The following is a 23,578-nucleotide window of genomic DNA, read 5'->3' as shown; positions in this document are numbered from 1 at the left end:
GGATGGCGTTTCCGACACTGTACTTCCTTATAAGGTCAAGCGAATGATTGATGACGATGTGCGCCAGCCGTGGCAGCTATAAAGAGATTGCATTCGCAGAACAATCTCCGCATAGCGCGGGGATGCGGAGTGAAAATCCGCGGTGGATAAATTCTTGTAATTTCCACAAGACGTCCACCGGAACTCCACTGAACTTTCCACAACTGGTTTGCGGCTTTGACCGCGTATTCCACAGAGTTTTCCACAGCTGTGGAAAAAATCCACGTCGACTCACTGTGAAAAGTTATCCACATTTTATTTTTCACACTGTGGATAAAATTTTATTCCCAAAAAACATGCCACTACCTGCGGGAATGTAATTTTTGTGGAAAAACCGGTGGAAAAATAAAAAAGTTATCCACAGGTACGGTTTTTCACAGTATGTGATTTTTTCTCACAGGTAGTGTTACTCGGTTGTCTTTTTCGGTGTCCAACTTGTGAAAAATGCTACGTGGGGTGTGGGGGTGGCTGGGCATGATGTGCTGACTGCGAAAAACATCGATTTTTGTCATTTTGCTACCCGTGACCGGCCAACGTGAAGAAAACCAAAGGTGAAATTACATATTTGCGATTACAGGGGTAAGTGTGACTTATTGGTGTGTCGATTTGTTGAAGTGGGGCAAACTCACGTACTCTATTCGTTGTCTGTCACTGCAACGGGCGTACCATATACGTCAATCGCAAGTGCTTTAACGAGAGTGCCGCCAGGAACGAAGGGACTCAGCACACACATCGTGTTCATCGGTGTGACGCTGTTGAGATCAAGACTTTCATCGCTAGTGAGACTATGACTAGCGCGGCGTGTGACTCTCTATGTTTTGATAATCATCCAAATCAAGGGTGATACCGCGGCCGATATTCGGTGGCGATGTTGCCTTGTAACAACTTAGAGGAGTGTTCACCGTGGCTAAGGGTAAGCGGACGTTCCAGCCGAACAACCGTCGTCGCGCACGTAAGCACGGCTTCCGTATCCGTATGCGTACCCGTGCCGGTCGCGCAATCGTGGCTGCACGTCGTAACAAGGGTCGTAAGAGCTTGACCGCTTAAGGTCACTCTTACAAGCTCGAAAAGAACGACGGTGCTACCTTCACAGCACAAGCTCAGCAATTCCGAACAGTTCCGTGCAACGATTCGGAAGGGCAAGCGTGCTGGAAGGAGTACCGTCGTTCTTCATTTTTACGCTGAGGCAACTGCTGGTGAGCTGGCTACGGTTGGCGGTCCGCGGTTCGGTCTCGTTGTGTCCAAGGCTGTTGGAAATGCTGTGACGCGTCATAGGGTTTCTCGGCAGTTAAGGCATGTAGTAATCGCTATGAAAGATCAGTTCCCGGCGTCATCCCATGTTGTTGTGAGGGCGTTACCGCCGGCGGCAACAGCAAGTTCTGAGGAGTTGCGGGCAGATGTGCAGGCAGCACTCGACAAGCTCAGCCGCAAGTGATAGCGCGGTTACGCGCCCGCACGGGCTGGTCAGTCGCGCGTTGTTTGATTCGGTGCGGTTCTACCAAAAGTACTTATCACCCCTTAAAATGGGTTCCACCTGTCGTTTCGACCCAACCTGCAGTGCATATGCGCTGGGGGCTTTTTCACGCCATGGGGCTGTGAAAGGTCTGGTGTTGACGGTTGTGCGACTTGCCAAGTGCGGACCATGGCATCCCGGCGGCTACGATCCTGTGCCGGTACGGCGATCTGAGGTTCCACGTACCACTTCGACCACCAAGGAGTTCTGACTCACAGTGCTCAACTTCATTTATTGGCCAATCTCGGCCATCTTGTGGTTCTGGCATAAAGTTGTGAGCTTTGTGCTTGACCCAGGTTCTGGCCTGTCATGGGTCCTGGCCATCGTGTTGCTGACCTTCACCATCCGAGCTTTGTTGGTCAAGCCGATGCTCAACCAGATGCGTTCCATGCGCAAGATGCAGGAACTGCAGCCGTTGATGCAGGAGATCCGTAAAAAATATCCCAATGATCAGCAGAAGCTGATGGAAGAAACCCGCAAGCTGCAAAAAGAAATGGGAGTTAACCCCATTGCCGGTTGCTTGCCGGTTTTGGTTCAGATGCCAGTGTTTATTGGCCTGTTCCACGTGCTGCGTTCGTTTAACCGTACCGGTACGGGTACGGGTCAGCTGGGCCTGAGTCCAGAGGTTAACCGCGAAACCGCTAACTACATCTTTAGTGCTGCCGATGTGCAGTCCTTCTTGGATGCCCGCTTGTTTGGTGTGCCACTGTCGGCGTTTATTTCCATGCCGAAGGGAATGTATGAAGCATTCCAGCCGGTCGACTTCACCCGCACTGATATTGCGCTGGTGGCAGCACCACTTATTGTGATCATTGTGCTGGCTACACACTTCAACGCTCGGTTGTCTGTGGACCGTCAGAAGGCTCGTCGCGAGTCTGGCTTGCAGAAGCCACCGGCGAATGATCAGATGCAGATGCAGATGGACATGATGAACCGCATGATGTTGTGGTTCATGCCGTTGACTATTTTGTTCACTGGTGTGCTGTGGCACCTCGGCCTGTTGTTCTACATGGTGTCGAATAACATCTGGACGTTCTTCCAGCAGCGTTGGATCTTTGACAAGATCGACGCAGAGGAAGCTGCTGAGATTGAGGCTAAGAAAGCTGCCAAGCGTGCTACTGCCCCTCGCCCAGGTCAGCGTCCGCAGCAGGGTAAGAAGAAAAAGAAGTAACAGCTAATCTCCTGCTTATTAAGCCGCCTTCCAGTTTATCCGGGGGCGGCTTTGTGCTGCTGGGGGTAGGTGTTGGGTGCTCGTGCTAGCGTTATTGCGAAGTATATGAACACGCGTGAGTAGTGTGGGGATACACCGTAGGAAAAGGGATGGTTTCACGTGAAACATGAAGAAATTGAGTCGATAGCGAGCCAGGTGTTCGGAGAAAACGTCGATAAGGCGTATGTCTATCATGAGCTTTTGGCTACCGACGGCTCCACACGTGGCTTCATTGGCCCACGTGAGGTTCCCAAGCTATGGTCACGCCACCTCCTTAACTGTGCGGTGATCGGCGAGGCTATGGATGAAAACATTCGCGTTGCCGATATCGGCTCCGGTGCCGGGCTGCCAGGCATTCCCCTAGCTATCGCCCGCCCAGACCTCACCATCACTTTGATTGAGCCGCTTCTTAAGCGCTCGGCATTCCTCTGTGAAGTGAAGGAAAAACTTGAACTCGACAATGTCACCGTTATTCGTGGACGCGCCGAGGAAAAAGCGGTGCGCGAGCAGCTCGGGCTTGTCGACGTCGCAACATCTAGGGCGGTTGCGCCTCTCGGGAAACTTGCCGGGTGGTCACTTCCTCTCGTTCGTCTCGGCGGAAAAATGATCGCCATGAAGGGATCCTCTGTTCATGAGGAGCTCGAACGTGACGAAAAAATGATCTGGAAAGCTGGTGGCGGAAAAGTGAAAATCTTTAGTGTCGGTGAGGTTTTGGACGAGCCCACCACACTGATTTCCATTCGTAAGGTGCGCTAGCAACCGCATGTGGAACCGAGTGCGGTACACGCACTAAGGTAGAAACGTACACACTGTGGGGCTCTTTACTTATATAAAGACCGAAAAGGACCCCTTGAATAGTCTGAGAAGGGACGCATGGACGACCAGAGCTGGGACGACACCCCGATTGCTGCGGCGGCACGGCGAGCAGCCCAGGTGATGACGCCGAACACTCTTCACCTGCCGCGTCCAGAGCGCACCCGTCGCCTAACGGTTGCCAACCAAAAAGGCGGCGTAGGAAAAACCACATCCTCGGTAAACTTGGCGGCGGGGCTGGCTCTTGGAGGACTAAAAGTCCTCGTCGTAGACCTTGACCCACAGGGCAACGCCTCCACCGCATTGGGGGCGGATCACCGCGCGGGCACCCTATCAAGCTACGAGATGCTCATCGGTGAATGCACGGCAGAAGAAGCGCTCCAGCAGTCCACTGCCTCGGAAAACCTCTTCTGTATCCCCGCCACCATCGACCTAGCGGGCGCGGAAATTGAGCTGGTGAGTCTCGTGCGCCGCGAGTATCGTCTCGCCGACGCGCTCCACGATGACTTCATCAAAGAACACGGCTTTGACTACGTCTTTATTGACTGCCCACCATCGCTCGGTCTACTGACCATCAACGCCATGACCGCAGTAGACGAGGTCCTCATCCCTATCCAGTGCGAATACTACGCACTCGAAGGTGTGGGGCAGCTGCTCAACAACATTGGCATGATTCGACAGCACCTCAACCAAAACTTACACATATCCGCCATTTTGCTCACCATGTATGATGGCCGAACAAAGCTGTCGGAACAGGTTACCGAGGAAGTGCGTGGGCACTTCGGCGACGTGGTACTGCGCACCAAGATTCCACGCTCTGTGAAGGTGTCTGAGGCGCCAGGCTACGGCCAGACGGTATTGGACTATGATCCAGGTTCTCGGGGCGCTATGGCCTACCTTGACGCCGCTCGCGAGCTAGCTCAGCGCGGCGACTACCTCCCTATTGGGGCATCGGGTGCAGTCGGAATGTCTCCGGAATCGGCGCGACGCCTCCAGGAACAGCTCGATGCTCAAGACGGCGAAGGTGACCAACCGGACGTTGCTGACGTGATCAACCTAGAAACATCGAAGGAGTAATGCTTTATGGCTCAAGAAACTCGCAAAGGTGGACTAGGGCGCGGCCTTGCCTCACTGATTACTAGCAGCCCTTCTGCTGGCTCCCGCATCGGTGACACCGCCGCAGACGTAGTCTTTGGTGGCCCCACCACTACTCCCAAACCTGGGGAAAAGAAGAAGCCAGAAGCCCCCAAACCGGCACCCAAACGGCACCGCAGTGGTGGAAACATTAACCCCATCTTGGCTGATGTTGTAGAAAGCCACGAGCGGGAAGAAAGCGCCGTCCGCGAACGACGCTCCCAAGAACAACTCGAAGAGTTCGGCGCCACCTACCGTGAGATTCCCGTGGGCATGCTCGTACCCAATGAGAAAAACCCACGCAGTGTCTTCGATGAAGATGATCTCTCCGAGCTCGTCCACTCCATTAAGGAATTTGGACTCCTGCAGCCCATCGTTGTGCGTAGGGTCAAAGACGCCCCCGATGAGCGTTACGAGATCATCATGGGTGAACGCCGCTGGCGGGCATCGTCGAAAGCCGGTCTGCCCACGATTCCAGCAATCGTGCGACAAACCGACGACTCCGACATGCTGCGCGACGCCCTGCTGGAAAACATCCACCGCGTCCAACTCAACCCCCTCGAAGAGGCAGCAGCCTACCAGCAGCTGCTTGAAGAGTTCGGCGTCACCCAAAACGAGCTCGCCGATCGTCTCGGGCGCTCACGGCCAGTAATCACCAACATGATCCGCCTGCTCGGGCTGCCTATCGACGTGCAACGCAAAGTCGCCGCCGGAGTTCTTTCCGCAGGCCACGCCCGTGCACTACTCGGTGTGAAAGCCGGCGAAGATACCCAAGCGGAACTAGCACAGCGAATCATCGCCGAAGGGCTATCGGTACGCGCCACCGAAGAAGCCGTCACCCTGCTCAACCGTGGTGAGAAAACCGCACCGAAAAAGCGTGAGAAAACACCAACACCGGAGTTTCTTACCCACGCAGCTGATCGCCTCGCCGATGACCTCGACACCAAAGTGTCCGTCAGCATGGGCAAACGCAAAGGCAAAATCGTGGTGGAATTCGGAGGCCGTGAAGACTTCGAACGCATCATGGGCCTTTTAGGCGGCGAACACTAAAGCATACTAAAAGGGAGCCTCCTAGGAGAGGCTCCCTTTGCTATGTACTGTGCGGGGCTACAGTAAGCCTTGCTCTAGCATCTCAGAGAAACGATACGTGCCCGTGGGTTGGTCATCGTCGTCAAGCAAATAAAGGCGCTTAACAGCAACCACAATGGCTTCCGCGATAGCGTCACGCTGCTCAGGATCGGTCAAAATAGCCACGTCGTGAGGGTTGGTCAGATAGCCCAGCACAACCTCCACAGTAGGCATCTCTGTAATGCGGAGCAGATCCCATGTGCGACCATGATTACCGCAGTTAACCAGATCCGTGCGTGCGGAAATTTCGCGCTGAATAAAGCCAGACAACATCTCGCCCGTCAGGGAACTAGAACCCATCTCAGAACCGAAATAGAAGCTAGCAACGCCATTGGCCTTATCATTCGGGTACTTATCGCACTGCAAGGAGATCATCACATCAGCACCAAAAGCATTGGCAATGTCTGCGCGATCTTTCAGCGAAGGACTATCCTGGCGCGGACGCGACACGATAGTTTCCATACCAGCGGCAATCATGCGGCCCTCGATACGGCCCGCTAGATCCCAAATGATCTCTTCTTCCGTGATGTCGCCATAAGGACCACGAACAACCTGGCCCTTATCCGCTCCGCCAAAGCCTGGGTCGATGACCACACGCTTACCGGCGAGCATTGGGCCGGCATCACGAACACGCTCGCGCTCTCGCAGAGCGTGCGGTGAACCACCCGTGATACGGCGGCCTAGGCGACCGAACGCACGGATGGTTTCTGGGCCACAGATGCCATCGGGGTTAAGGCCGTAGTTGAGCTGGTAGTTTACTAGCGACGCGTACGTCAGCTCGCCGAAGCGGCCATCGACACGATCAGTGTAAAAACCCAGCTCTTGGAGCTGATGTTGCAGCTGAACAACATCATCGCCCACGAAAATGTTGTTGGGCTCAAAACTCAACACACGTGCACCGAGGCTATAGGAAGCTTCGCGTAGGAGCTTCAACGTGATCTCGTTGATCTCACCGCTGGCAATAATGCCACGAGCCTGCTGGAATCCCTGTAGCGTCAGCGCTAGGTCCTCATCAAACAGAGTTTCGCTATCGGTGAAAGTATCACTTTTGGTTTGCTCGAGGTTCTTGGTGGTTCCCTCAAGCAAACCAAGTCGCGTCAGTGCAGTTCTGACTTCGGCGATGCGTGGGCTACGGTCGCCGACTCTCAACGTGCCAGACACACTGCTCCTTTCCTTCGCTAAATGCATAACTTAGGAAAGTTTAGCAGTCATAGAAAAGAACGCAGCTTTGCCACGATTTCAGATTTCGGACGAACTCCCACGAATTCGGAAACCTTCTGGCCGTCCTTGAAGATCAAAACCGTGGGAATAGACATGATCTGGAACATTGCACCGAGATTGCGTTCCGCATCAACGTCAACCTTGGCTACCACGACTTCGTCGCCAAGCTCTTCCGCGATCTCGTCGATGATAGGACCGAGCTTCTTGCACGGCCCGCACCACTCTGCCCAAAAATCAACCAACACTGGCTTATCCGAGTCAATAACAGTGCTCTTGAACGTGTCCTGGGTTAAAGCAATAGCGTTTGACATGAGTAAATGCTCCTTTAAGAATTCAGTGCTGCCAGGTAGTGTTCGGCGTCGATGGCTCCGCGGCAACCGGAACCAGCCGCAGTGATTGCCTGCTGGTAGTGGTTGTCCACGAGGTCACCGACGGCGAACACACCTGGCACATTTGTCTTGGTGCTGGGGTGTTCCACTACGACGTAACCAGCGGCATCGGTGGTGACAACATCGCGGAACATTGCCGAACGTGGATCGTGTCCAATAGCAACGAACATGGCGGTGGCGTCGAGAACTGAAGTCTCGCCGGTGACGGTGTCAGTAAGCTCAAGACCACTAACAGTGGTATCTCCCAAAACCTTCGACACTGTTTTATTCGTAACAAACTCAATCTTTGGATTGTTCTTCGCGCGCTCCAACATAATGGCCGAGGCGCGGAACTCGTCACGACGGTGAACAATCGACACCTTAGAGCCGAACTTGGTCAAGAAGTCCGCCTCCTCCATCGCAGAGTCGCCGCCGCCAATCACAGCAATGTGGTGGTCACGGAAGAAGAACCCATCACAGGTTGCACATGCCGACACACCGCGACCCAACAAAGTCTGCTCCCCTTCCACGCCGAGATAACGCGGTGCAGAACCCGTGGCCAAGATGACGGCGCGAGCCTGGAACTCCTGATCATCCACCCAGATCTTTTTTATATCGCCTTCCAGTTCAACCTTGGTCACCAGCTCCATGCGCAGATCAGCACCGAACCTCTCAGCCTGCTCGCGCATATTCTGCATGAGCTCAGGACCCATGATGCCGTCGGGGAAACCTGGGAAGTTTTCTACCTCGGTGGTGGTCATCAGCGAACCACCGTATTCGATGCCCTCGAACACAATGGGCTTAAGTTCGGCGCGAGCTGCATAAAGCGCTGCGGTGTAGCCGGCTGGGCCTGATCCGATAATGGCAACGTCGTGGATTGTTCCAGCGGTGGTGTCAGTCATGGATGTGGTACTCCCTTTTGTCGGTGTTGATATATGACCACAGTGTAATCAGTAGTCGCTGTTTGATGAGCACAACGCCTGCTTGGTGGGATTCATTCCATATGTGAGGCAGAGCGCACTGATATGCGCTGCGTTGCCTAGCTGTCCGTCATAAGTGGCTCCAGCATGGCCTGCAGCTGGGTTTTCGCCCGTGCCCGCCGCGATTTAATAGTGCCAGGTTTGACCCCCGTGATCGCCGCGGCGAGGTTGATGTCGTAACCCATGAAGTCGACAAGCTCAATGGCGGTGCGCTGATCGGGTGCTAATTGCTGAACGGCGCGGGAGACGGACATGGTTGTTTCGTGGGCGTCGAGGGGATCGTGGGAGCTGGGGTGGCCGCTGGCGATGGCGGCTTCGTGGTAGTCGTCGACAAAGATGAAGTTGCGTTCACGACGGCGGTGAACATAGTCGTAGGCGGTGTTGGCAACAAGCTTGTAGAGCCACGTGCTCAGCGCCGCGTCACGACGATACCGGTGCAGGCTGTGGCTGGCTTTCAGCAAGGATTCCTGCATGATGTCGTCAGCATCCGTTGCTGATTGCGTGTACTTTTTAGCAAGCCACCACAGCTTTTTATAGTGGCGGCGTGTGATCTCGTGAAACGCTTGGCTATCGCCTTCAAGATAGAGCGTGACCAACTGGTCGTCGCTGTAACTGGCGTGTTCCACTATGCCGACGCAGGGGTCGGCTATCCCTCCCACCATGATCAATCCCCCTGTTATGAGTCATGTGCTTGGACAACATAGTGGACGGAGCATGGGAGGCCTTCGAGTTTTAGCTTCACAATGTATTGGGTGTGCTACATGCAAAAGGCCCCCGCCTTTCAGCGGGGGCCGCAATGCTGCGACAAGCAGCGGGTTTGCTAAGTTTTTGCCACCAGTTTCACGTCGTTGATTTCTGGGGACACACCATCTGGGACACCCACCACGCGGATACTCAACGAGGTGACCGCAGGAGCTGGCGTCACCGTGATCTTGGTGCGCGACTTGGTGACAGTGCCCGTGCCCACCACGGTGTCCCCGGCGCGAACCTCGACCGTCATGTCCTTCGTGGGGGAATCAAGAATCACGCGGCTAATCACGTAGGGCTGGGTGAAGTTAAGAACCAAGGTATCGCCCTTGGCTGGCTGCCACGCGCTTTCTAAGGCAGGGTCGATAGCCATAGGGGCGGTGTCCGGCATATCGGGATCAGCATTGCCTGCTGCATGGGAAGTTTCGGCACTGATAATCGGCACCACAATGCCTGGCATGGTGGAGTTCGCAGACTGGCTTTGGCCACCCGCAATCGAATTCTTCGTAATCGGAGCCTCCTGTTTATCCCCGCCGAGAACACTGGTCACATAGGCGGTGATAATGGCCAGTACCACCACAAGGAGCATCGCGGTGGCCGCAATAAATACGCGGCTACTGCGGCTAAATCCACGGCTACCAAAGCCTGGGGTGTTGGTTGGCTTCGGGGTTTCCTCCGCAGTGACGTTGAGGTGTTCCTCGTGTGCGTCGTCAGGGTCAGGGAGATCAGCGATAGCCTGTGGCAACTCGGCTGCGTCTTTTTGCAACAACGCGGTGATGGTCTTCGGCGCAGTGTCGACGTCGATAAGCGTGCCCAAGGCAGTACGCAGCGACCGCAGATCGCGCTCATAAGAAGAATCCGACAACACCGCAGGAAACGCCAAAACTGCCATACCATCGGTGTTAATGCGAATACGCGCATGGTTATCAATACCCAGCGGCGTGTGAGCCTGCTTCGCCGCCGCACTCGCCTGAGCCAACGGCTCAAACGCATACACCGCCGCATAAGGATTCACCGTAGAATCCGCCACCGCCGACAAATTAGAACCACGCACCCAGTCCGCCACCACAAGGCAACCATTGCGGTACGACAACACCTCAATATTCGGCGCAATCGCAGGATGCTTCAGACCCGCTAACGCACGCGTACGACGCGCAATCTCGGCGGCCTTACCCGCAGCCGCAGCAGGGCTTGCGGGGGCCTGTGGGGCGCTTCCCGACGTATCCACGAACACCAAGGCCACGTCCCTACCCGTGGCCTTTTCGCGGGCATGCCAGAAGCGGGCAGTCGAGACTGAACCGTGGTCGGCAAGCAGACGGAAACGACCATCCGACACCTGCGCACCCGGCACCAAACGCGGGCCACGAACAATACCAGCAGACATCGGCGCAGGGATCGGGGTGGCATTGAACGTGTCGTCGAAAGTAAGCGCCTGAGCCGCAAGAGCCTCGTTCGTAGGAACCGTATCGGCAGGCTGTTGCGCCTTCATCTTGATCACACGACGCATGCCAGGGATCCGCTGCAACGCGTAACCCAGGCTGACAACCTCTTCCAACCCAGAACGCGACAACACCAGCGCAGTGACCACAAGGAACACCACGCCCACAATCGCCAAATGAATCAGCATGCCCACGCTGCCGAAGAACTCAAAAAAGCCCCCAGCAACACGATCCATACCCATGCTGAGGCCCAAAGCAACCACAATGCCCACCAGCGATGAACCCAGCGCCCACACACTGGTCTTAGTCACTTCCCTGCTGCCCAAATTGCCCAACTTACGACGCAACAACATCGCACCAATCAGCGCACCGGACACAAAACCGAAACCATTGGCAGCACCCAGCAAAATAACCACACGGCTAGGATCCGACGCCACCAACGGAGCCAACATCGACAACACCACCTTGGTGCCTGTAATGCCAGCAATAATAAACGTAGGAGTCCACGCCTCCTCACGGGCATAGAACACACGCAAATGCAACAACACCAACGCATAAGGCAACAACGTAAAAGCCGAATAGGCCAGCGTTAAACCAAGGATAGAAGCGGACTCCACATCGAAACGTCGATAAGCAAACAACCCCACTCCAATGCGCTCACCATAAGCGCTAAAGAACACCACAATCGGAATCAGAGCAATAAACGTCAGCTTCGAGCCCACCACCAAATCGCGGACCACAGCTTTATCATCACCATCAGCCGCATTACGCGACAACCGCGGCATAATCGCCGTCAACAACGTCACGCCGATAATGCCATATGGCACCTGCAATAACAGCCAATGCTGCTGATAAATATTCGGCGCACCCGCATCCGCATGCGACGCAATACGCGTCGTAATGATGTAACCCCACTGCGAAATCGCCACATAAACGATAATCGCCAACGCCATGCCACCGAACTGCTTCAACCGGGCATCAATACCCCACAACGGCTTCAGCGACACCCCAGCACGACGAATCGGCGGAATCATAATCAGCAACTGCACCACAACACCCAGCGTTGTACCCAAACCCAGCAACAACACATGCGGATCCGTTACCTTCGACGGCGCATCTGGATCGATCTCCCCTGGCAGCAACATATAAGCAACCAACACCACAATGGTGATCACGTTGTTCGCCACGGGAGCCCATGCACCAGGCTTGAAAATCTGCTTAGTGTTCAGCACTGCCATCAGCAGCGCAAAAATGCCATAGAAATAAATCTGCGGCAACAATAGATATGCAAAACTCGTGGTCTGGAACAGGTTGACCTTGCCGTCGGAACGCAACATCAACCGGCTCAACCACGGTGCCGACACCACCGCAATGATCGTCACCGCGATCAGCAACGTGGACGCCAACGTGAACAACCGGCGAATAAACGCCTCACCACGATCGGGGTCTTCCTTCTCCGCGCGTACCAACACAGGTACCACCAGAGATGTCAACACCGCACCCAACACGATCTCTGTGATCAAGTTCGGCAACGTATTACCGGTGTTAAACGCCGACGCGATCGCACCACCTAGGGTGGTAGTAATCAACACCGTGCGCAAAAAGCCGGTAATACGAGACACCAACGTAGCAATCGCCATCGAGCCGGTAGAACGCACCACATCGCTATCGCTCGTCTCCTGAGTGTCGCTTTCCGACGTTGCAGTAGCCGTCGCAGTAGCCGCTGCCGTTGTAGCCTCCGCAGGCTCCTTCGTCGACTCCTCTGCTACTGCCACCGCAACCGACGTATCAACGGCAGCCACCGCAGCTTCTGGCTGCTTGTGACGAACCGGAACACGATCGAGCTTGGAGCGATCGTTCGATGTCTCCTTTGCTGCCTGTGGGCGGGCTGCCGGCACAGGTGCAGGGGCGGCAGGGGTAACAATGCGATGTCGCGTGCCACGCTGCGGATTGGGTGTGGGATTCGTGGGATTCAACGAAGTGTCCTACTTTGCAAAACTTGAGATACCTGAGGGAGCTGGGAACACAAAAGGGGCCGGAAATGACAGGCCCCCTCTTAGCGAATGCGCTGAGCATGTGGAACTACGGTGAGTCATCACTCAACCTATGTTGTGGACGGTGTCTACTGGTGTGTGGCACCGGCGTATCGATCACCGCCGTCGCATCGATATTCTCAGGCTCGACCTGAGCTAACTCCTGAGCTTCTCGGCGCTTCTTTTTAAAGAACCGCAAGAACAAAAACGCAAACAGCACCAAAATTGCTGCAGATACCGCACCACCCGTGCTCAACAAGCCGCGCCGGGTTTGCACACCAATGTCGACCGGATTAGAGATCGCAGCCCCAGAGGGTGTAGCGAGCCACAACTTGAGGTCGGTGCGGGAATCGTCGCTAGGCAGATTGGCTGTCATCTGAAGAGTGATGGAGCCCTTGGCCGGAATGACCACATGGTCGTCCAGCTTTAACGACGCTCCCTGCGGCCCCGTGAACCGGATGCGTGCATCCACGGGGAGCGGCAGACCGTTTTTCGCCGCGATCAAAAGCGGTGAGGAATCAGAAAAGCGGGTGTACACGTTGCCAGGTGGCAACAATGTGACCGATCTGCGCAGCTCCGTTAAGGTATCGCGGTTCTCGTTGGTAATTGTGTGGGAATCGGCTACGGATTTATCAAAGGTGACCATTGACCTGCGCGTTGTCATTCCAATTGCGCGCAATAGATCTTGTCTTAGTGGTGCGGTGAAATTATAAGGTGTCACCGCAATAGCAGGATCCGACACCATCAACCGCGTGAGATCATTGGTGTAATCCGACTGCTGACGCACACGAAGAATCTCCGTATCCGATACCACCGTCGGATCTCTATACGGCGCACCAAAGCCGGCAGCCTGCCCATTGCTGAAGTCGCGGGCGCGTGCCCCCAGCTCCTCTTCCTGCCGTGCAGACGTGGACACATAATCCTTCAACGTCATCGGCACCGCAGCATGACTATCCAACGCCGCTGCAGCAGACTCCAACCACGCGCGTGGTTGCGACTGTCCCGCTGGCAGCATCATAAGCAGTGGATCCGCTGATACCTCGTGGGACTGCTCAAGGGTGTCATCGCCGGTATCTACTGATTCGGCAGCAGGTGAAGGCAACTCTTGACGATTCGCTGCCACCGCCAGCGTTACTGCCGACGCAGCCGTCGCCGAACGAGTAGCGGCACTATCCAAGGAATAATTAAAACGCGCCGCCTCATTGCCATAACCCACCGTAATAGGACGTATAGCCGCCTGCGCCAACGTTGCCGCCAATGAACCCTGATAGGTCACCGAACGAATACCCGGCGCGAGCATGCCAAATCGGCCCGATTGCGGAACCTGCCACACCGTATTATCTGCTACGAGTACGGAAACTGGAACACTAGGCGTAGGTGCTGTTGCTGTGGGAGCGGAGCTGTTCACACTGTCCAAGGAAGCCTGTGAATCTGGGGTATTCGGTGAGGCGTCGACAGGAGATGGTCCTTGGGTGCTTGCTTCCCATGCGGCGTTGATGTCCCCGCCGGTTCCTTGCGATTGGTCCGCCCACCCTAAGCTTTTGGCTGCATCTGGTGATACATAGCCCGAGCCTGGGATGACGATATTGGGTTCTGGTTGGACACCGAGGACGCCTTCGAGCACCGCAGAGCCCCGCTGGACGGCCTCGCGCATAAGCCACGAGTTGTTCGTTTTAGCTACCGCATCGAGGTCCGCGTTGGCCCACGGCATGGCAACGATGCAGGTATCGCGGGCGAGGGCACGCACTTTGTCCAACCATTGCGTGGCATCCTGCACGCCCTGACCTGGAGTCAATGAGGCCTTCGTATCGTCCTTAGACCACGAATCGCGTAGTCGCCTTTTATCCGACACGGAACTCGGGCGATTATCGCCTACCGAATAACCATTGCTCATCCGGGAGGCGACGTCGATAAGCTGCGGGTCAAGCGCAACACACGTCGCACGACGCAGAGCCTCATTGTCGGTGGCCACGCTGAGGGCGTCGACAAGCTCGGCAAGCTCACCACCAGCACGCATCGACTCCGCCAGCTGCTCCGAACGCAAAATCAACGGCGCACGCTCCGGTGCCTCCCCCGTCTCACCGCCCACTATGTCCACATCTGCCGTCACCGGGGCCACAATGCTCAACGGGCTCGACGAACGCGTCACCGCCTCCGCATGCGGATCCTTGACATTCAACAAAAAGCGTTGCGAGGACAACTGCTCCCCCGATGCAGTAGTCAACCCAACCCACACCGGATAAATGCCAGACTGGCTAATCCGCAAACCATCCGCCGTCGTCGACGACACCGGAACCTGCACCTTAACCTGTATGGACTCCCCAGGCGCCAACGAAGAATCAATACGATCCACCAAGGCACTCGGGCCAAACGCACCAGAATCACCCGCCAACACCGTGCGTGCCGACGCCACATCCGCCACCGCAGCCGCATTACGCGCCGCAATAGATACCGACCCCGCCGACAACATATCAGTACTGTTATTGGTCACTGTTAGCGACAACTCAACCGCAGCGCCCAATTCCACCTGGGAATCCACGTGCGTGACCTCGAAGGTCACCGGCGCATTGCTATCCACCGTTCGCAACTCAGGGTTGACCCACTGATCCCGCCACGTATCATCCGACGGCGACGCGGGGAGGACGTCGGCACGCGCCTGCGGAGCAGAAACAACCGGCACCATCGCAGGAGCAGCCAACGCGGCGACACTCGCCGCAGCCAGACTCACTGTGCTCGTTGCCAAACGAAGGTTGCGGGACATCACCGTGGAGTAACCCTCCCTGCTTCCTTCTCCTTGATCGCATACTCAGGAAGCACATTATGGGCAATACGCGCCAATTTACGCTCATCCGCATACGCAAAATGCTCAATCAACTCATCCGCAGGAATCCACGCAACTTCCGTCACCTCAGGATCCTCATCATTGAGATAACCATCCACATAGCGCAGCAGATGATGATGCACCGTCTTGTGAATACGCACCCCCTCAGACACAAACCAATAATCAATCGTGCCCAGCTGCGTAATCACCTCACCATGGATGCCGGTCTCTTCCCACACCTCACGCTCAGCGGTGGCAGCAGTCTCCTCGCCGGGTTCCACATGGCCCTTCGGCATTGACCACAGCAATCGCCCGCGACGATCCAAGCGACCAATCAACGCGACGTAGATACGAGAAAGATCCACGTTGTTGTTCTCGTCCACGGCCTCCGCTAGGCCGGAGATAACAAGACCGCCTGCCGACGTCTCATCGCGGGTAGTGATCCGCGAGGACCTATTGTTTTGACGGCGCGATTGATTGCCACGGTTCTTACTGGCCATGTGCCGACGTCGCTTAGTGCCCGAGCTGGAATGAGACGAGTCCCCACCGCGGGAACCACGCTGGGTAGAACGGTGTGCTGGGCGACGTTTACGCCTCGTGTGCTTATTCTGCTTGTCTTTATCTTCCCCATGGCTGCCGCGCTCCCCGTGAGAACCGGAAGTGCTCGAACTGAGTGCAGCAGACTTTGAGGTGCCACCACCTTGATTAGAAGCACCTGAATTCATACGCCTGCGCGGCTTGCCACGACGGCGGCGCGTGCGCTGTGGCGACGCGGAAGCATGACCCGCATGAGCCCGTTCGTTTTCAGTCATCCCGCTGATCGTATCCCGTTCACGCTAAAGAAGGTATCTACGAACCACATTTGGAACAAGATTTGCATAAGATTGTGATCCCACGAATGAAATCTCTAGGTACTTCATCGGGCTTTAGCGCGTTGAAGAATGTAGACTCATGCGGGTGAACCCACAGAGTAACCATGATGTTTCCCCCGCCTCTTCCGGTGTGGCCTTAGACGTAGCCGATCCAGCACAGCTGTTGGTCCGCGCACAGAAAACCCTAGGCTTACTCTCTCCGCTATTGAGTCCACTGGCTCAAGCGTTCCACGATCGTGGGCACCGCCTCTACCTCGTAGGTGGTTCGGTGCGTGATGCCCTGCTTGATGAGCTTGGGCATGATCTGGACTTTACAACGGATGCCCGTCCCGACGTGGTATCTGCAATTTTGGAAGAGTACGCCCCCGTGGTCTGGGACACCGGTATCGAGTTTGGTACCGTTTCGGCAGAAAAAGATGGCCAACAAATCGAGATCACCACGTTCCGTTCGGATGTCTATGACGGGCAGTCCCGTAACCCCGAGGTGCAATTCGGCGACACTCTTGAAGGGGATCTAATTCGCCGCGACTTCACTGTCAACGCTATGGCAATGGAGATCCTGCCGGATGGCTCGATGCAGTTCTATGACCCTGTGGGTGGCATGGAAGATCTAGCTGCGGGTCTGTTAGACACTCCAGCGGCTCCCCAGCAAAGCTTTAACGACGACCCCCTGCGTATGCTGCGTGCTGCTCGTTTTGTTTCCCAGTTGGGCTTTGATCTTGCACCACGAGTGCGCCACGCCATAACGGAAATGGCGGATCAGATCATGCGGATTACCGCTGAGCGTGTGCAGGTGGAGCTGGACAAGATGATCTGCGGTAAAACCCCGTGGGATGGTATCGATGTGATGGTTGATACCGGATTGGCGGATATTATCTATCCGGAAATCTCTGCGCTGCGGCTTACCCAAGACGAACACCATCAACACAAGGATGTGTATGCTCACTCCCTGACGGTGTTGCGCCAGGCGATGGATCAAGAAGAAGACGGCCCTGATGTGGTGCTGCGCTGGGCTGCCCTCATGCACGACTGCGGTAAGCCAGATACGCGCGAGTTCTCCCCCGAGGGGCGCGTGAGCTTCCACCAGCATGAGATCGTGGGTGCCCGCCTCATGCGTCACCGCATGCGTGCGTTGAAGTACTCCAAGCACATGATCCGTGACGTTAGTGAGCTTATTCGCTTACACATGCGGTTCCATGGTTTTAGTGAGGGCGAGTGGACCGACTCGGCGGTGCGTCGATACGTCACCGATGCCGGCGACCTACTTCCCCGCCTACACAAGCTCGTGCGAGCTGACTGCACCACGCGAAACAAGAAGAAGGCGGAGTGCCTACAAAAAACCTACGATCACCTAGAAGATCGCATTGCAGATATTGCTGCGAAGGAAGACCTAGCCAAGGTGCGCCCCGACCTAGATGGTAACGAGATCATGGAGATTCTCGCCATCAAGGCAGGACCCCAAGTGGGACAAGCATGGAAGTTCTTAAAAGAACTGCGCTTAGAGCGCGGCCCCCTAGAACGTGAAGATGCGATTTTGGAATTGAAGAAATGGTGGTACGAGCAGTAAATGTTTGCCGATCGACTTTTTAACGCCATGGAGCGTAATGAACCCGCGCCGGGCATGGTGTTAGTTGCTGCTCCTTCGATGGAGTCGGAGGATTTTGCGCGCAGTGTCATTTTGATTATCGAGCACAGCGAATATGCCACCTTTGGCGTCAATCTTGCCTCACGTAGCGACCTCGCCGTGTTCAATGTGATGCCTGAGTGGGTGCCATGTGTGACTAAGCCACAGGCGCTGTACATCGGAGGTCCGTTAAACCAGCAGTCTGTGGTGGGTGTTGGTGTGACCTCGCAGGGCGTAGATGCTGTTCATGCGGAGAATCTGACTCGCCTTGCCAACCGGTTAGTGATGGTGAATTTGGGTGCAGATCCAGAAGAGATAAAACCGTTGGTATCGGGTATGCGCTTGTTTGCCGGCCATGCGGAATGGGCGCCTGGCCAGTTGGATCAGGAGATTGAGAACGGTGACTGGTTTGTGGCTCCGGCGCTCCCCTCGGACGTGACGGCTCCAGGAAGCGTTGACGTGTGGGGCGATGTGATGCGTCGTCAGCCCATGCCACTGCCGTTGTATTCAACGTTCCCGGCCAACGTGGGAGAAAACTAAGTGGTTTCACGTGAAACATTGAAAAAACGAACGGAGATTCTCGGCGGAATAAAAGACTCATGGGCGGTTGCCCTCGGTCTAGCCCCCCCCTCGGTCTTGCCTTCGGGCTCGTCGTAGGACAATCCGGTTTTGCATGGTGGTGGGCCCCCATTTTCTCCATCATTATCTACGCGGGGTCCATGGAGTTCCTCGCGTTGAACCTCATTCTTACCGGTGTTGGGCCGATCTCAGCAGCGATTACCGGCTTTATGGTGAACTTCCGTCATATCTTTTACGGACTTACCTATCCCCGCCATGTGGTTCGTTCCCGCCTCGGTCGCGCATATTCCACGTACGCACTCACCGATGAGTCTTATGCAATCGTCTCGGCGCGCCCCAACATGCAGCGTATCGATGGCTCTCGCGTGCTCGCCATCCAAGTGTTCTGTCACGCAATGTGGGTATTCTCCGGTATTCTCGGTGCCGTTGCTGGTAGTGTGATCCCCCAAGGTCTCAAGGGCATGGAGTTCGCGTTGACCGCACTGTTTATCGTGTTGGCGTGGGAATCCTTCCGTAACAACCAAGACTGGTCATTGGTATTTTTTGCCGTTGCTTTCTCACTCATCGGCCTAGGGCTGGTGCCACACCAGATGCTGATTTTTACTCTCGTGGCGTACTTCCTCTTGTTGCTGGTGCGTAACGCCTCCCCGCGTATCGACGCCCGATTGACATGGAAGATCGGAGATCGCCGGTGAACTGCCCTACCAACCCCTTAGTCCTCGCTGGCTCCGCAGGACTTCCAGATGGGGTAAGTCTTCTGTCGGTTTTTGCGGTGATTATCCCCGTCGCCATAGTGACCGTGCTGCTGCGGCAAATCCCTTTTGCTGCGGTGCGCCTCCTTAACGGAAGCCCTTTGATGGGACTGTTGGCTATGACCATGCCTGTGGGGGTTATGGTCGTGCTGGTGATGTACACCCTCTATGGTTCCCTTGAAGCTCCCGGCGGGCTTGTGGCGGCGTTGATTGCCTCTATTGGAACGTTGGTGTTGCACTGGTGGCGGCGAAACCCAGGGCTTTCCATCATGGGCGGAACGGCACTGTATATGGTGCTGGTAAACCTCGTCTGGTAGCTCGTTGTAAACGCACTAAAAAAGTGGGTAGTTCGGGACATGGTGTTGTCTCAAACTACCCACTTTTTCAGTGGTAGCGCTGTAGCACTGAGGTGCTGGGCTAGCGCAGTTCCGAGAACTTAGCTACGGCTTCTGCCCACAGCACTTCAAACTCTTCTTGGAGAAGATATGAGGCGGTGATGTCGGGGAAATGGGAGTAAGAGTTGGGATGCGGCACGGTACGCTCCGGTGCGGCGGCCATTCCGGCCACTGCCTTACCGTGCGCTGCTCCGCGGATCGTGTTGGAAGGATCGAGCTCAAGGATGCGGTGCAGAGTGCAGTGTGTTGCGCTTGTGGGCTCGAGCTCGGCGACGTGAATACTTGTGCCCACTCCTGGGATGGTCATCTCGGTGCGAACATAGAGGAGCTGTTTGTCAGTTGTGGTCATGCTGACATTTTAGATGCATGTTGTGCATAGTGGGATGCTAGCCAGGAGCACATCATGAGTTGGACTTGATGGAAGATCATGAGCGGAAGGATGAGCAAGCCGAGGTTGGAGCCGCCGAAAATCACTGCTGCCATGGGGAGTCCGGAGGCGAGGGATTTTTTGGTGCTGCAGAATTCGATGGCGATGACGTCGCCACGCGCAAAGCCGATTTTTTGGGCGCTCCAGCGGGTGAACCAGAGCATGAAACCCACCAAGATGATGGAGAATGCGACGAGAAAGATAATTTCGCCGAGGCTGACAGTGGACCAGATTCCGGCGACCATTCCGGCGGAAAAGGCAGAGTACACCACCATGGTGATGGATCCCCGGTCGACGATTTTAGTGGCTTTGTTGGCAGCGATGTCTTTAACCCAGCGACGGCAAAGTTGCCCTGCGATGAAGGGGAACAGCAGTCGGACGGCGATGTTGAGGAATACGCTGGTATCTACGTGGATGCTGCCGTTGTCGGTCATAAGGAGCATGGCGAGGACGGGGGTTGCTACCACTCCGATGAGGTTGGAAGCGGAGGCACTGACAATGGCTCCGGCGACGTTTCCGCCGGCTATTGACGTAAAAGCTATTGAGGATTGCACCGTTGATGGTACCAAGGTGAGGTACAAAATACCGAGGTAGAGAGTACTTGAAATCACCATTTCTAGTGGTTTGAGTGCGATACCGATCAGTGGGAATGCTACGAAGGTGAACACCAAAATGGTGAGGTGGAGTTTCCAGTTTTTGAGCCCTTCGAGGGCTTCGTGTGTGGAAAGCCGGGCACCGTAGAGGAAAAATAGGAGGCCGATGGCGATGTTGGTGGCCAAGGAGAAGTTGTGGGCGAAGGCTCCGCGGGCGGGCGCGATGATCGCGATGATCACCGCAAGGATGATCAACACGATCAAGGGGTCGAGGTTTTTGATTCTTCCTACCATTCCTCGAGTTTAAAGCAGAATTAGGAAGTAATGGTGGCGGTATCGCCTGCGACGTTCACGGTGGCGGTTTTAAGGGGGTCGCGGGCAAGTCCGCTGACCACGGAACCGTCTGTGATGTCGAATATGGATCCGTGTGCCGGGCAGATCACGTGGGAGCCGTCAACTTTGGTGATCTTGGCGCGCTGGTGGGTGCAGACTGCGGAGTAGGCTTTGTACTCCCCTGCGGTGGGTTGGGTGAGGATGAAGTCGCCGACGATGACGGCACTGCCGACGGGGACTTCGCGTACGGCTATTTCTTTCGCCTTGGAAGCATCTCCTCCGCAGGCAGCTAGGACTACTCCGGCGAGTGTGGTTGCCGACCCGAGAAGGAACATGCGGCGGGAACATGGATGTGTCATGCCTTCCAGTATCACACATCCATGTTCTGTCACAGTGACTTAATGGGTTGCGGCTTTCATGTCTTTAACAAACGCGAAAATTTCTTCGGTGAGTGCCTCAAGCTCTGTCACTTGGGCTGGTTCTGGGTGCGTGCCAACGGTGTGGCGCTCGATGATCGACGTGAGAGCAGAGCCCGTAATGGCACCGCTGGCTCCTGCCGCGATGGCGTCTCTCACGTGATCGGGTGTGGAGATACCGAAACCGAGCAGGATGGGTGCGCCACCGAAGCGTTTCACATTTGCCACCACTTGCTCTAGTCCCCTCGTGGAGGATTCCCGCTCGATGCCGGTGACACCGTCACGGGAGATGGCGTAGATGTATCCGCTGGAGTGTTGCGCTACCCCTTCCAAGGTTGCCTCTGCAGCTTGTGCGGGTGCGATGAATATGGGGTCGATCCCAGCTTTTTTGGCGGCTGCGATGAAGGGTTTGCCTTCGCGGACGGGTACGTCGGGAAGCAGTATGGAGTCTACGCCGGCGTCGGCGAATTCTTGATAGAACTCGGTGACCCCGCGGGTGAATGCGACGTTGCCGTAGATGAGCATGCCGATGGGAATTTTGGCGAATTCTTTGCGAATCTGTCGGATCAGTTCCAGTGAGCTGTCTACGGTGGCTCCGTTGTCGAGGGCGCGGAGGTGGGAATGCTGGATTGTTGGGCCGTCTGCTACTGGGTCTGAGAAGGGGACGCCGAGTTCGAGGGCGTCGGCACCCGCGGCAACGACGGTACGGATGATGGCTAACGACGCCTCTGGAGTGGGATCCCCCAGCATGATGAAGGGGACGAATGCTCCTTCGTTTTTGGCGCTGAGTGCGGAGAATAATTTGGTGTAGCGAGTCATGTTTTTAGTCCTTTATAGCCAGCTCTGGGTGGGCGGAAAGAGTACGGCGGATATGGTCGATGTCTTTGTCACCACGGCCAGACAGCGATACTACGATGGTGATATCTTCGTTGTTTTCTTCAGCGAGGGCGGCACGTTTGAGTGCATAGGCAAGAGCATGGCTGGACTCCAAGGCTGGGATGATGCCTTCCTCGCGGGAGAGCAATTGGAATGCTTCGAGTGCTTCCGCATCAGTGATGGCGACATAGCGGGCGCGCCCGGACTTTGCTAGATGGGCGTGTTGTGGGCCGACACCTGGGTAGTCGAGGCCGGCTGAAATGGAATAGGACTCCTCGACTTGGCCATCGGAGTTGCGCATGAGATAGCTTCTGGCGCCGTGCAAAATGCCGATTTGGCCGTTGTTGATGGTAGCGCCGTGCTTTCCGGAGCTTAGTCCCATTCCTCCTGGTTCGGCGCCGACGAGTTCTACTGAGGGGTTGTCGATAAAGTCGGCGAACATGCCGATGGCGTTGGATCCGCCGCCTACGCAGGCGACCACCACATCTGGCAGTGCGCCGGTTTGCTCAAGCATTTGGGTTTTGGTCTCTTCTGAGATTACGCGGTGGAATTCGCGTACAATCGTGGGAAATGGGTGTGGTCCGGCGGCGGTGCCGAGCAGATAGTGTGACTCGTGGAAGGTTGCGGTCCAATCGCGCAGTGCTTCGTTGACCGCATCTTTGAGGGTGCCGGACCCGGAGTCGACGGGGACAACCTTGGCGCCCATGAGTTCCATGCGGTACACGTTGGGTTGTTGGCGTTCCACGTCTTTAGCACCCATGTAAATCACGCAGTCGAGGTCCAGTAGTGCACATGCGAGTGCGGTGGCGGTTCCGTGCTGGCCAGCTCCGGTTTCGGCAATAATGCGGGTTTTGCCCATGCGCTTGGCTAGGAGTGCTTGGCCGATTACTTGGTTGGTTTTGTGTGCGCCACCGTGAACGAGGTCTTCTCTTTTGAGAAAAATCCGCGCGTGCCCCTTCCCTTTTCCGGCTTGGGGAAGTTTAGAACACAGCGTCAGTGGTGTGGGGCGACCGAGGTAATCCTTGAGATAGCCGGCGAGTTCGGCTCTAAACTCGGGGTCGTTTTGCACTTCGACGAAGGCCGCTTCTAATTGGTCAAGGGCTGGGATAAGGGATTCGGGTACGTATTGCCCGCCGAATTCTCCGAAGTATGCCGGTAGCAGTGTGTGTTTCATAAGGATATTCCCTGTGGTTGATTGTTGTTTCGGTTTGCGATTGGTTGAGCGTATCGCAGGGAATATACGAAAAAAGCCCGCGATACGCGGG

22 protein-coding genes and 1 pseudogene are annotated in these 23,578 nt (G+C 55.8%); 11 read left to right on the top strand and 12 right to left on the bottom strand.

Annotated features, from left to right (window positions below):
• Positions 1-942 precede the first annotated feature (942 nt).
• The 7 genes from rpmH (at position 943) to CIP100161_RS11870 (ending at position 5,759) form a co-directional block, all read left to right on the top strand.
• A complete protein-coding gene (gene rpmH / locus CIP100161_RS11900) occupies positions 943-1,086 on the top strand; it encodes a 50S ribosomal protein L34 (protein ID WP_003853304.1) in 144 nt (47 codons plus the stop codon).
• Positions 1,087-1,117: 31 nt separating this feature from the next.
• Positions 1,118-1,474, top strand: a complete 357-nt coding sequence (gene rnpA, locus CIP100161_RS11895) for a ribonuclease P protein component (protein WP_155874476.1) — start codon at positions 1,118-1,120, stop codon at positions 1,472-1,474.
• The gene (gene yidD, locus CIP100161_RS11890; RefSeq protein ID WP_155874475.1) at positions 1,437-1,763 is read left to right on the top strand and encodes a membrane protein insertion efficiency factor YidD; all 327 of its coding nucleotides are present in this window, start codon (positions 1,437-1,439) and stop codon (positions 1,761-1,763) included. Before rnpA ends, yidD begins: the two co-directional genes overlap by 38 nt.
• A gap of 6 nt (positions 1,764-1,769) precedes the next feature.
• Positions 1,770-2,723, top strand: a complete 954-nt coding sequence (yidC, locus tag CIP100161_RS11885; protein WP_155874474.1) for a membrane protein insertase YidC — start codon at positions 1,770-1,772, stop codon at positions 2,721-2,723.
• Between the two features lie 159 nt (positions 2,724-2,882).
• Complete coding sequence (gene rsmG / locus CIP100161_RS11880; RefSeq protein ID WP_155874473.1) at positions 2,883-3,518, top strand: 16S rRNA (guanine(527)-N(7))-methyltransferase RsmG; 636 nt, start codon at positions 2,883-2,885, stop codon at positions 3,516-3,518.
• Positions 3,519-3,635: 117 nt separating this feature from the next.
• Positions 3,636-4,652, top strand: a complete 1,017-nt coding sequence (locus CIP100161_RS11875) for a ParA family protein (RefSeq protein ID WP_155874472.1) — start codon at positions 3,636-3,638, stop codon at positions 4,650-4,652.
• A gap of 6 nt (positions 4,653-4,658) precedes the next feature.
• On the top strand, positions 4,659-5,759 hold the full coding sequence (locus tag CIP100161_RS11870; protein ID WP_155874471.1) for a ParB/RepB/Spo0J family partition protein: 1,101 nt from the start codon (positions 4,659-4,661) through the stop codon (positions 5,757-5,759).
• Between the two features lie 57 nt (positions 5,760-5,816).
• Here CIP100161_RS11870 and CIP100161_RS11865 read toward each other — a convergent pair whose 3' ends face one another.
• From CIP100161_RS11865 to CIP100161_RS11835, 7 genes are all read right to left on the bottom strand, one after another.
• Positions 5,817-6,998 (bottom strand): N-acetylmuramoyl-L-alanine amidase, encoded by a 1,182-nt coding sequence (locus CIP100161_RS11865; protein WP_155874470.1) that lies wholly within the window; start codon positions 6,996-6,998, stop codon positions 5,817-5,819.
• Positions 6,999-7,045: 47 nt separating this feature from the next.
• Complete coding sequence (trxA, locus tag CIP100161_RS11860; protein ID WP_155874469.1) at positions 7,046-7,369, bottom strand: thioredoxin; 324 nt, start codon at positions 7,367-7,369, stop codon at positions 7,046-7,048.
• A 14-nt stretch (positions 7,370-7,383) separates the two neighbouring features.
• Positions 7,384-8,328: a thioredoxin-disulfide reductase gene (gene trxB / locus CIP100161_RS11855; protein ID WP_155874468.1), complete on the bottom strand. Its 945-nt coding sequence runs from the start codon at positions 8,326-8,328 to the stop codon at positions 7,384-7,386.
• A 137-nt stretch (positions 8,329-8,465) separates the two neighbouring features.
• Complete coding sequence (locus CIP100161_RS11850) at positions 8,466-9,068, bottom strand: RNA polymerase sigma factor (protein WP_155874467.1); 603 nt, start codon at positions 9,066-9,068, stop codon at positions 8,466-8,468.
• 158 nt (positions 9,069-9,226) lie between these two features.
• Entirely contained in the window at positions 9,227-12,568 is a 3,342-nt protein-coding gene (murJ, locus tag CIP100161_RS11845; RefSeq protein WP_155874466.1) for a murein biosynthesis integral membrane protein MurJ, read from the bottom strand.
• Between the two features lie 106 nt (positions 12,569-12,674).
• Complete coding sequence (locus CIP100161_RS11840; RefSeq protein WP_155874597.1) at positions 12,675-15,386, bottom strand: DUF6049 family protein; 2,712 nt, start codon at positions 15,384-15,386, stop codon at positions 12,675-12,677.
• Positions 15,386-16,258 (bottom strand): NUDIX hydrolase, encoded by an 873-nt coding sequence (locus CIP100161_RS11835; protein ID WP_155874465.1) that lies wholly within the window; start codon positions 16,256-16,258, stop codon positions 15,386-15,388. Before CIP100161_RS11835 ends, CIP100161_RS11840 begins: the two co-directional genes overlap by 1 nt.
• A 139-nt stretch (positions 16,259-16,397) precedes the next feature.
• On the opposite strand from CIP100161_RS11835, the gene CIP100161_RS11830 reads away from it, so the two are divergent.
• The 4 genes and pseudogenes from CIP100161_RS11830 to CIP100161_RS11815 all read left to right on the top strand — a co-directional run bounded on the left by CIP100161_RS11830 (position 16,398) and on the right by CIP100161_RS11815 (position 19,590).
• Positions 16,398-17,885: a CCA tRNA nucleotidyltransferase gene (locus CIP100161_RS11830; protein ID WP_155874464.1), complete on the top strand. Its 1,488-nt coding sequence runs from the start codon at positions 16,398-16,400 to the stop codon at positions 17,883-17,885.
• Positions 17,886-18,482, top strand: a complete 597-nt coding sequence (locus tag CIP100161_RS11825; protein WP_155874463.1) for a YqgE/AlgH family protein — start codon at positions 17,886-17,888, stop codon at positions 18,480-18,482.
• A pseudogene (locus CIP100161_RS11820) lies at positions 18,483-19,216 on the top strand (AzlC family ABC transporter permease).
• Positions 19,213-19,590: a branched-chain amino acid transporter permease gene (locus CIP100161_RS11815; RefSeq protein WP_232053173.1), complete on the top strand. Its 378-nt coding sequence runs from the start codon at positions 19,213-19,215 to the stop codon at positions 19,588-19,590. Before CIP100161_RS11820 ends, CIP100161_RS11815 begins: the two are co-directional and overlap by 4 nt.
• Before the next feature lie 100 nt (positions 19,591-19,690).
• On the opposite strand, the gene CIP100161_RS11810 is transcribed toward CIP100161_RS11815, so the two are convergent.
• From CIP100161_RS11810 to trpB, 5 genes are read right to left on the bottom strand one after another with little or no spacing between them, the layout of a single operon-like run.
• Entirely contained in the window at positions 19,691-20,017 is a 327-nt protein-coding gene (locus CIP100161_RS11810; RefSeq protein WP_155874461.1) for a hypothetical protein, read from the bottom strand.
• Positions 20,014-20,982: a bile acid:sodium symporter family protein gene (locus CIP100161_RS11805; RefSeq protein WP_155874460.1), complete on the bottom strand. Its 969-nt coding sequence runs from the start codon at positions 20,980-20,982 to the stop codon at positions 20,014-20,016. Before CIP100161_RS11805 ends, CIP100161_RS11810 begins: the two co-directional genes overlap by 4 nt.
• Before the next feature lie 20 nt (positions 20,983-21,002).
• On the bottom strand, positions 21,003-21,380 hold the full coding sequence (locus tag CIP100161_RS11800) for a Rieske (2Fe-2S) protein (RefSeq protein WP_155874459.1): 378 nt from the start codon (positions 21,378-21,380) through the stop codon (positions 21,003-21,005).
• 39 nt (positions 21,381-21,419) lie between these two features.
• Positions 21,420-22,256 (bottom strand): tryptophan synthase subunit alpha, encoded by an 837-nt coding sequence (trpA, locus tag CIP100161_RS11795; protein ID WP_155874458.1) that lies wholly within the window; start codon positions 22,254-22,256, stop codon positions 21,420-21,422.
• Between the two features lie 4 nt (positions 22,257-22,260).
• Positions 22,261-23,487 carry a tryptophan synthase subunit beta gene (gene trpB / locus CIP100161_RS11790; RefSeq protein WP_155874457.1) on the bottom strand — a complete coding sequence of 409 codons (1,227 nt, stop codon included), beginning with the start codon at positions 23,485-23,487 and terminating at the stop codon, positions 22,261-22,263.
• Positions 23,488-23,578 lie beyond the last annotated feature (91 nt).

This window comes from Corynebacterium rouxii (assembly GCF_902702935.1).
GTDB lineage: Bacteria > Actinomycetota > Actinomycetes > Mycobacteriales > Mycobacteriaceae > Corynebacterium > Corynebacterium rouxii.
Note: the sequence above shows the minus strand (reverse complement) of the source record. Positions and strands in the feature narration are given on the sequence as shown.

Excerpts from the sequence above, each read along its gene's own strand:
- CIP100161_RS11810 (WP_155874461.1), bottom strand. The coding sequence starts at position 20,017 with ATGACCACAACTGACAAACAGCTCCTCTATGTTCGCACCGAGATGACC.
- CIP100161_RS11835 (WP_155874465.1), bottom strand. The coding sequence starts at position 16,258 with ATGACTGAAAACGAACGGGCTCATGCGGGTCATGCTTCCGCGTCGCCA.
- CIP100161_RS11830 (WP_155874464.1), top strand. The coding sequence starts at position 16,398 with ATGCGGGTGAACCCACAGAGTAACCATGATGTTTCCCCCGCCTCTTCC.
- yidD (WP_155874475.1), top strand. The coding sequence starts at position 1,437 with ATGTGCAGGCAGCACTCGACAAGCTCAGCCGCAAGTGATAGCGCGGTT.
- CIP100161_RS11800 (WP_155874459.1), bottom strand. The coding sequence starts at position 21,380 with ATGACACATCCATGTTCCCGCCGCATGTTCCTTCTCGGGTCGGCAACC.
- CIP100161_RS11850 (WP_155874467.1), bottom strand. The coding sequence starts at position 9,068 with ATGGTGGGAGGGATAGCCGACCCCTGCGTCGGCATAGTGGAACACGCC.
- CIP100161_RS11805 (WP_155874460.1), bottom strand. The coding sequence starts at position 20,982 with ATGGTAGGAAGAATCAAAAACCTCGACCCCTTGATCGTGTTGATCATC.
- trpB (WP_155874457.1), bottom strand. The coding sequence starts at position 23,487 with ATGAAACACACACTGCTACCGGCATACTTCGGAGAATTCGGCGGGCAA.
- CIP100161_RS11875 (WP_155874472.1), top strand. The coding sequence starts at position 3,636 with ATGGACGACCAGAGCTGGGACGACACCCCGATTGCTGCGGCGGCACGG.
- trxA (WP_155874469.1), bottom strand. The coding sequence starts at position 7,369 with ATGTCAAACGCTATTGCTTTAACCCAGGACACGTTCAAGAGCACTGTT.
- trxB (WP_155874468.1), bottom strand. The coding sequence starts at position 8,328 with ATGACTGACACCACCGCTGGAACAATCCACGACGTTGCCATTATCGGA.
- CIP100161_RS11840 (WP_155874597.1), bottom strand. The coding sequence starts at position 15,386 with ATGTCCCGCAACCTTCGTTTGGCAACGAGCACAGTGAGTCTGGCTGCG.
- CIP100161_RS11825 (WP_155874463.1), top strand. The coding sequence starts at position 17,886 with ATGTTTGCCGATCGACTTTTTAACGCCATGGAGCGTAATGAACCCGCG.
- CIP100161_RS11870 (WP_155874471.1), top strand. The coding sequence starts at position 4,659 with ATGGCTCAAGAAACTCGCAAAGGTGGACTAGGGCGCGGCCTTGCCTCA.
- trpA (WP_155874458.1), bottom strand. The coding sequence starts at position 22,256 with ATGACTCGCTACACCAAATTATTCTCCGCACTCAGCGCCAAAAACGAA.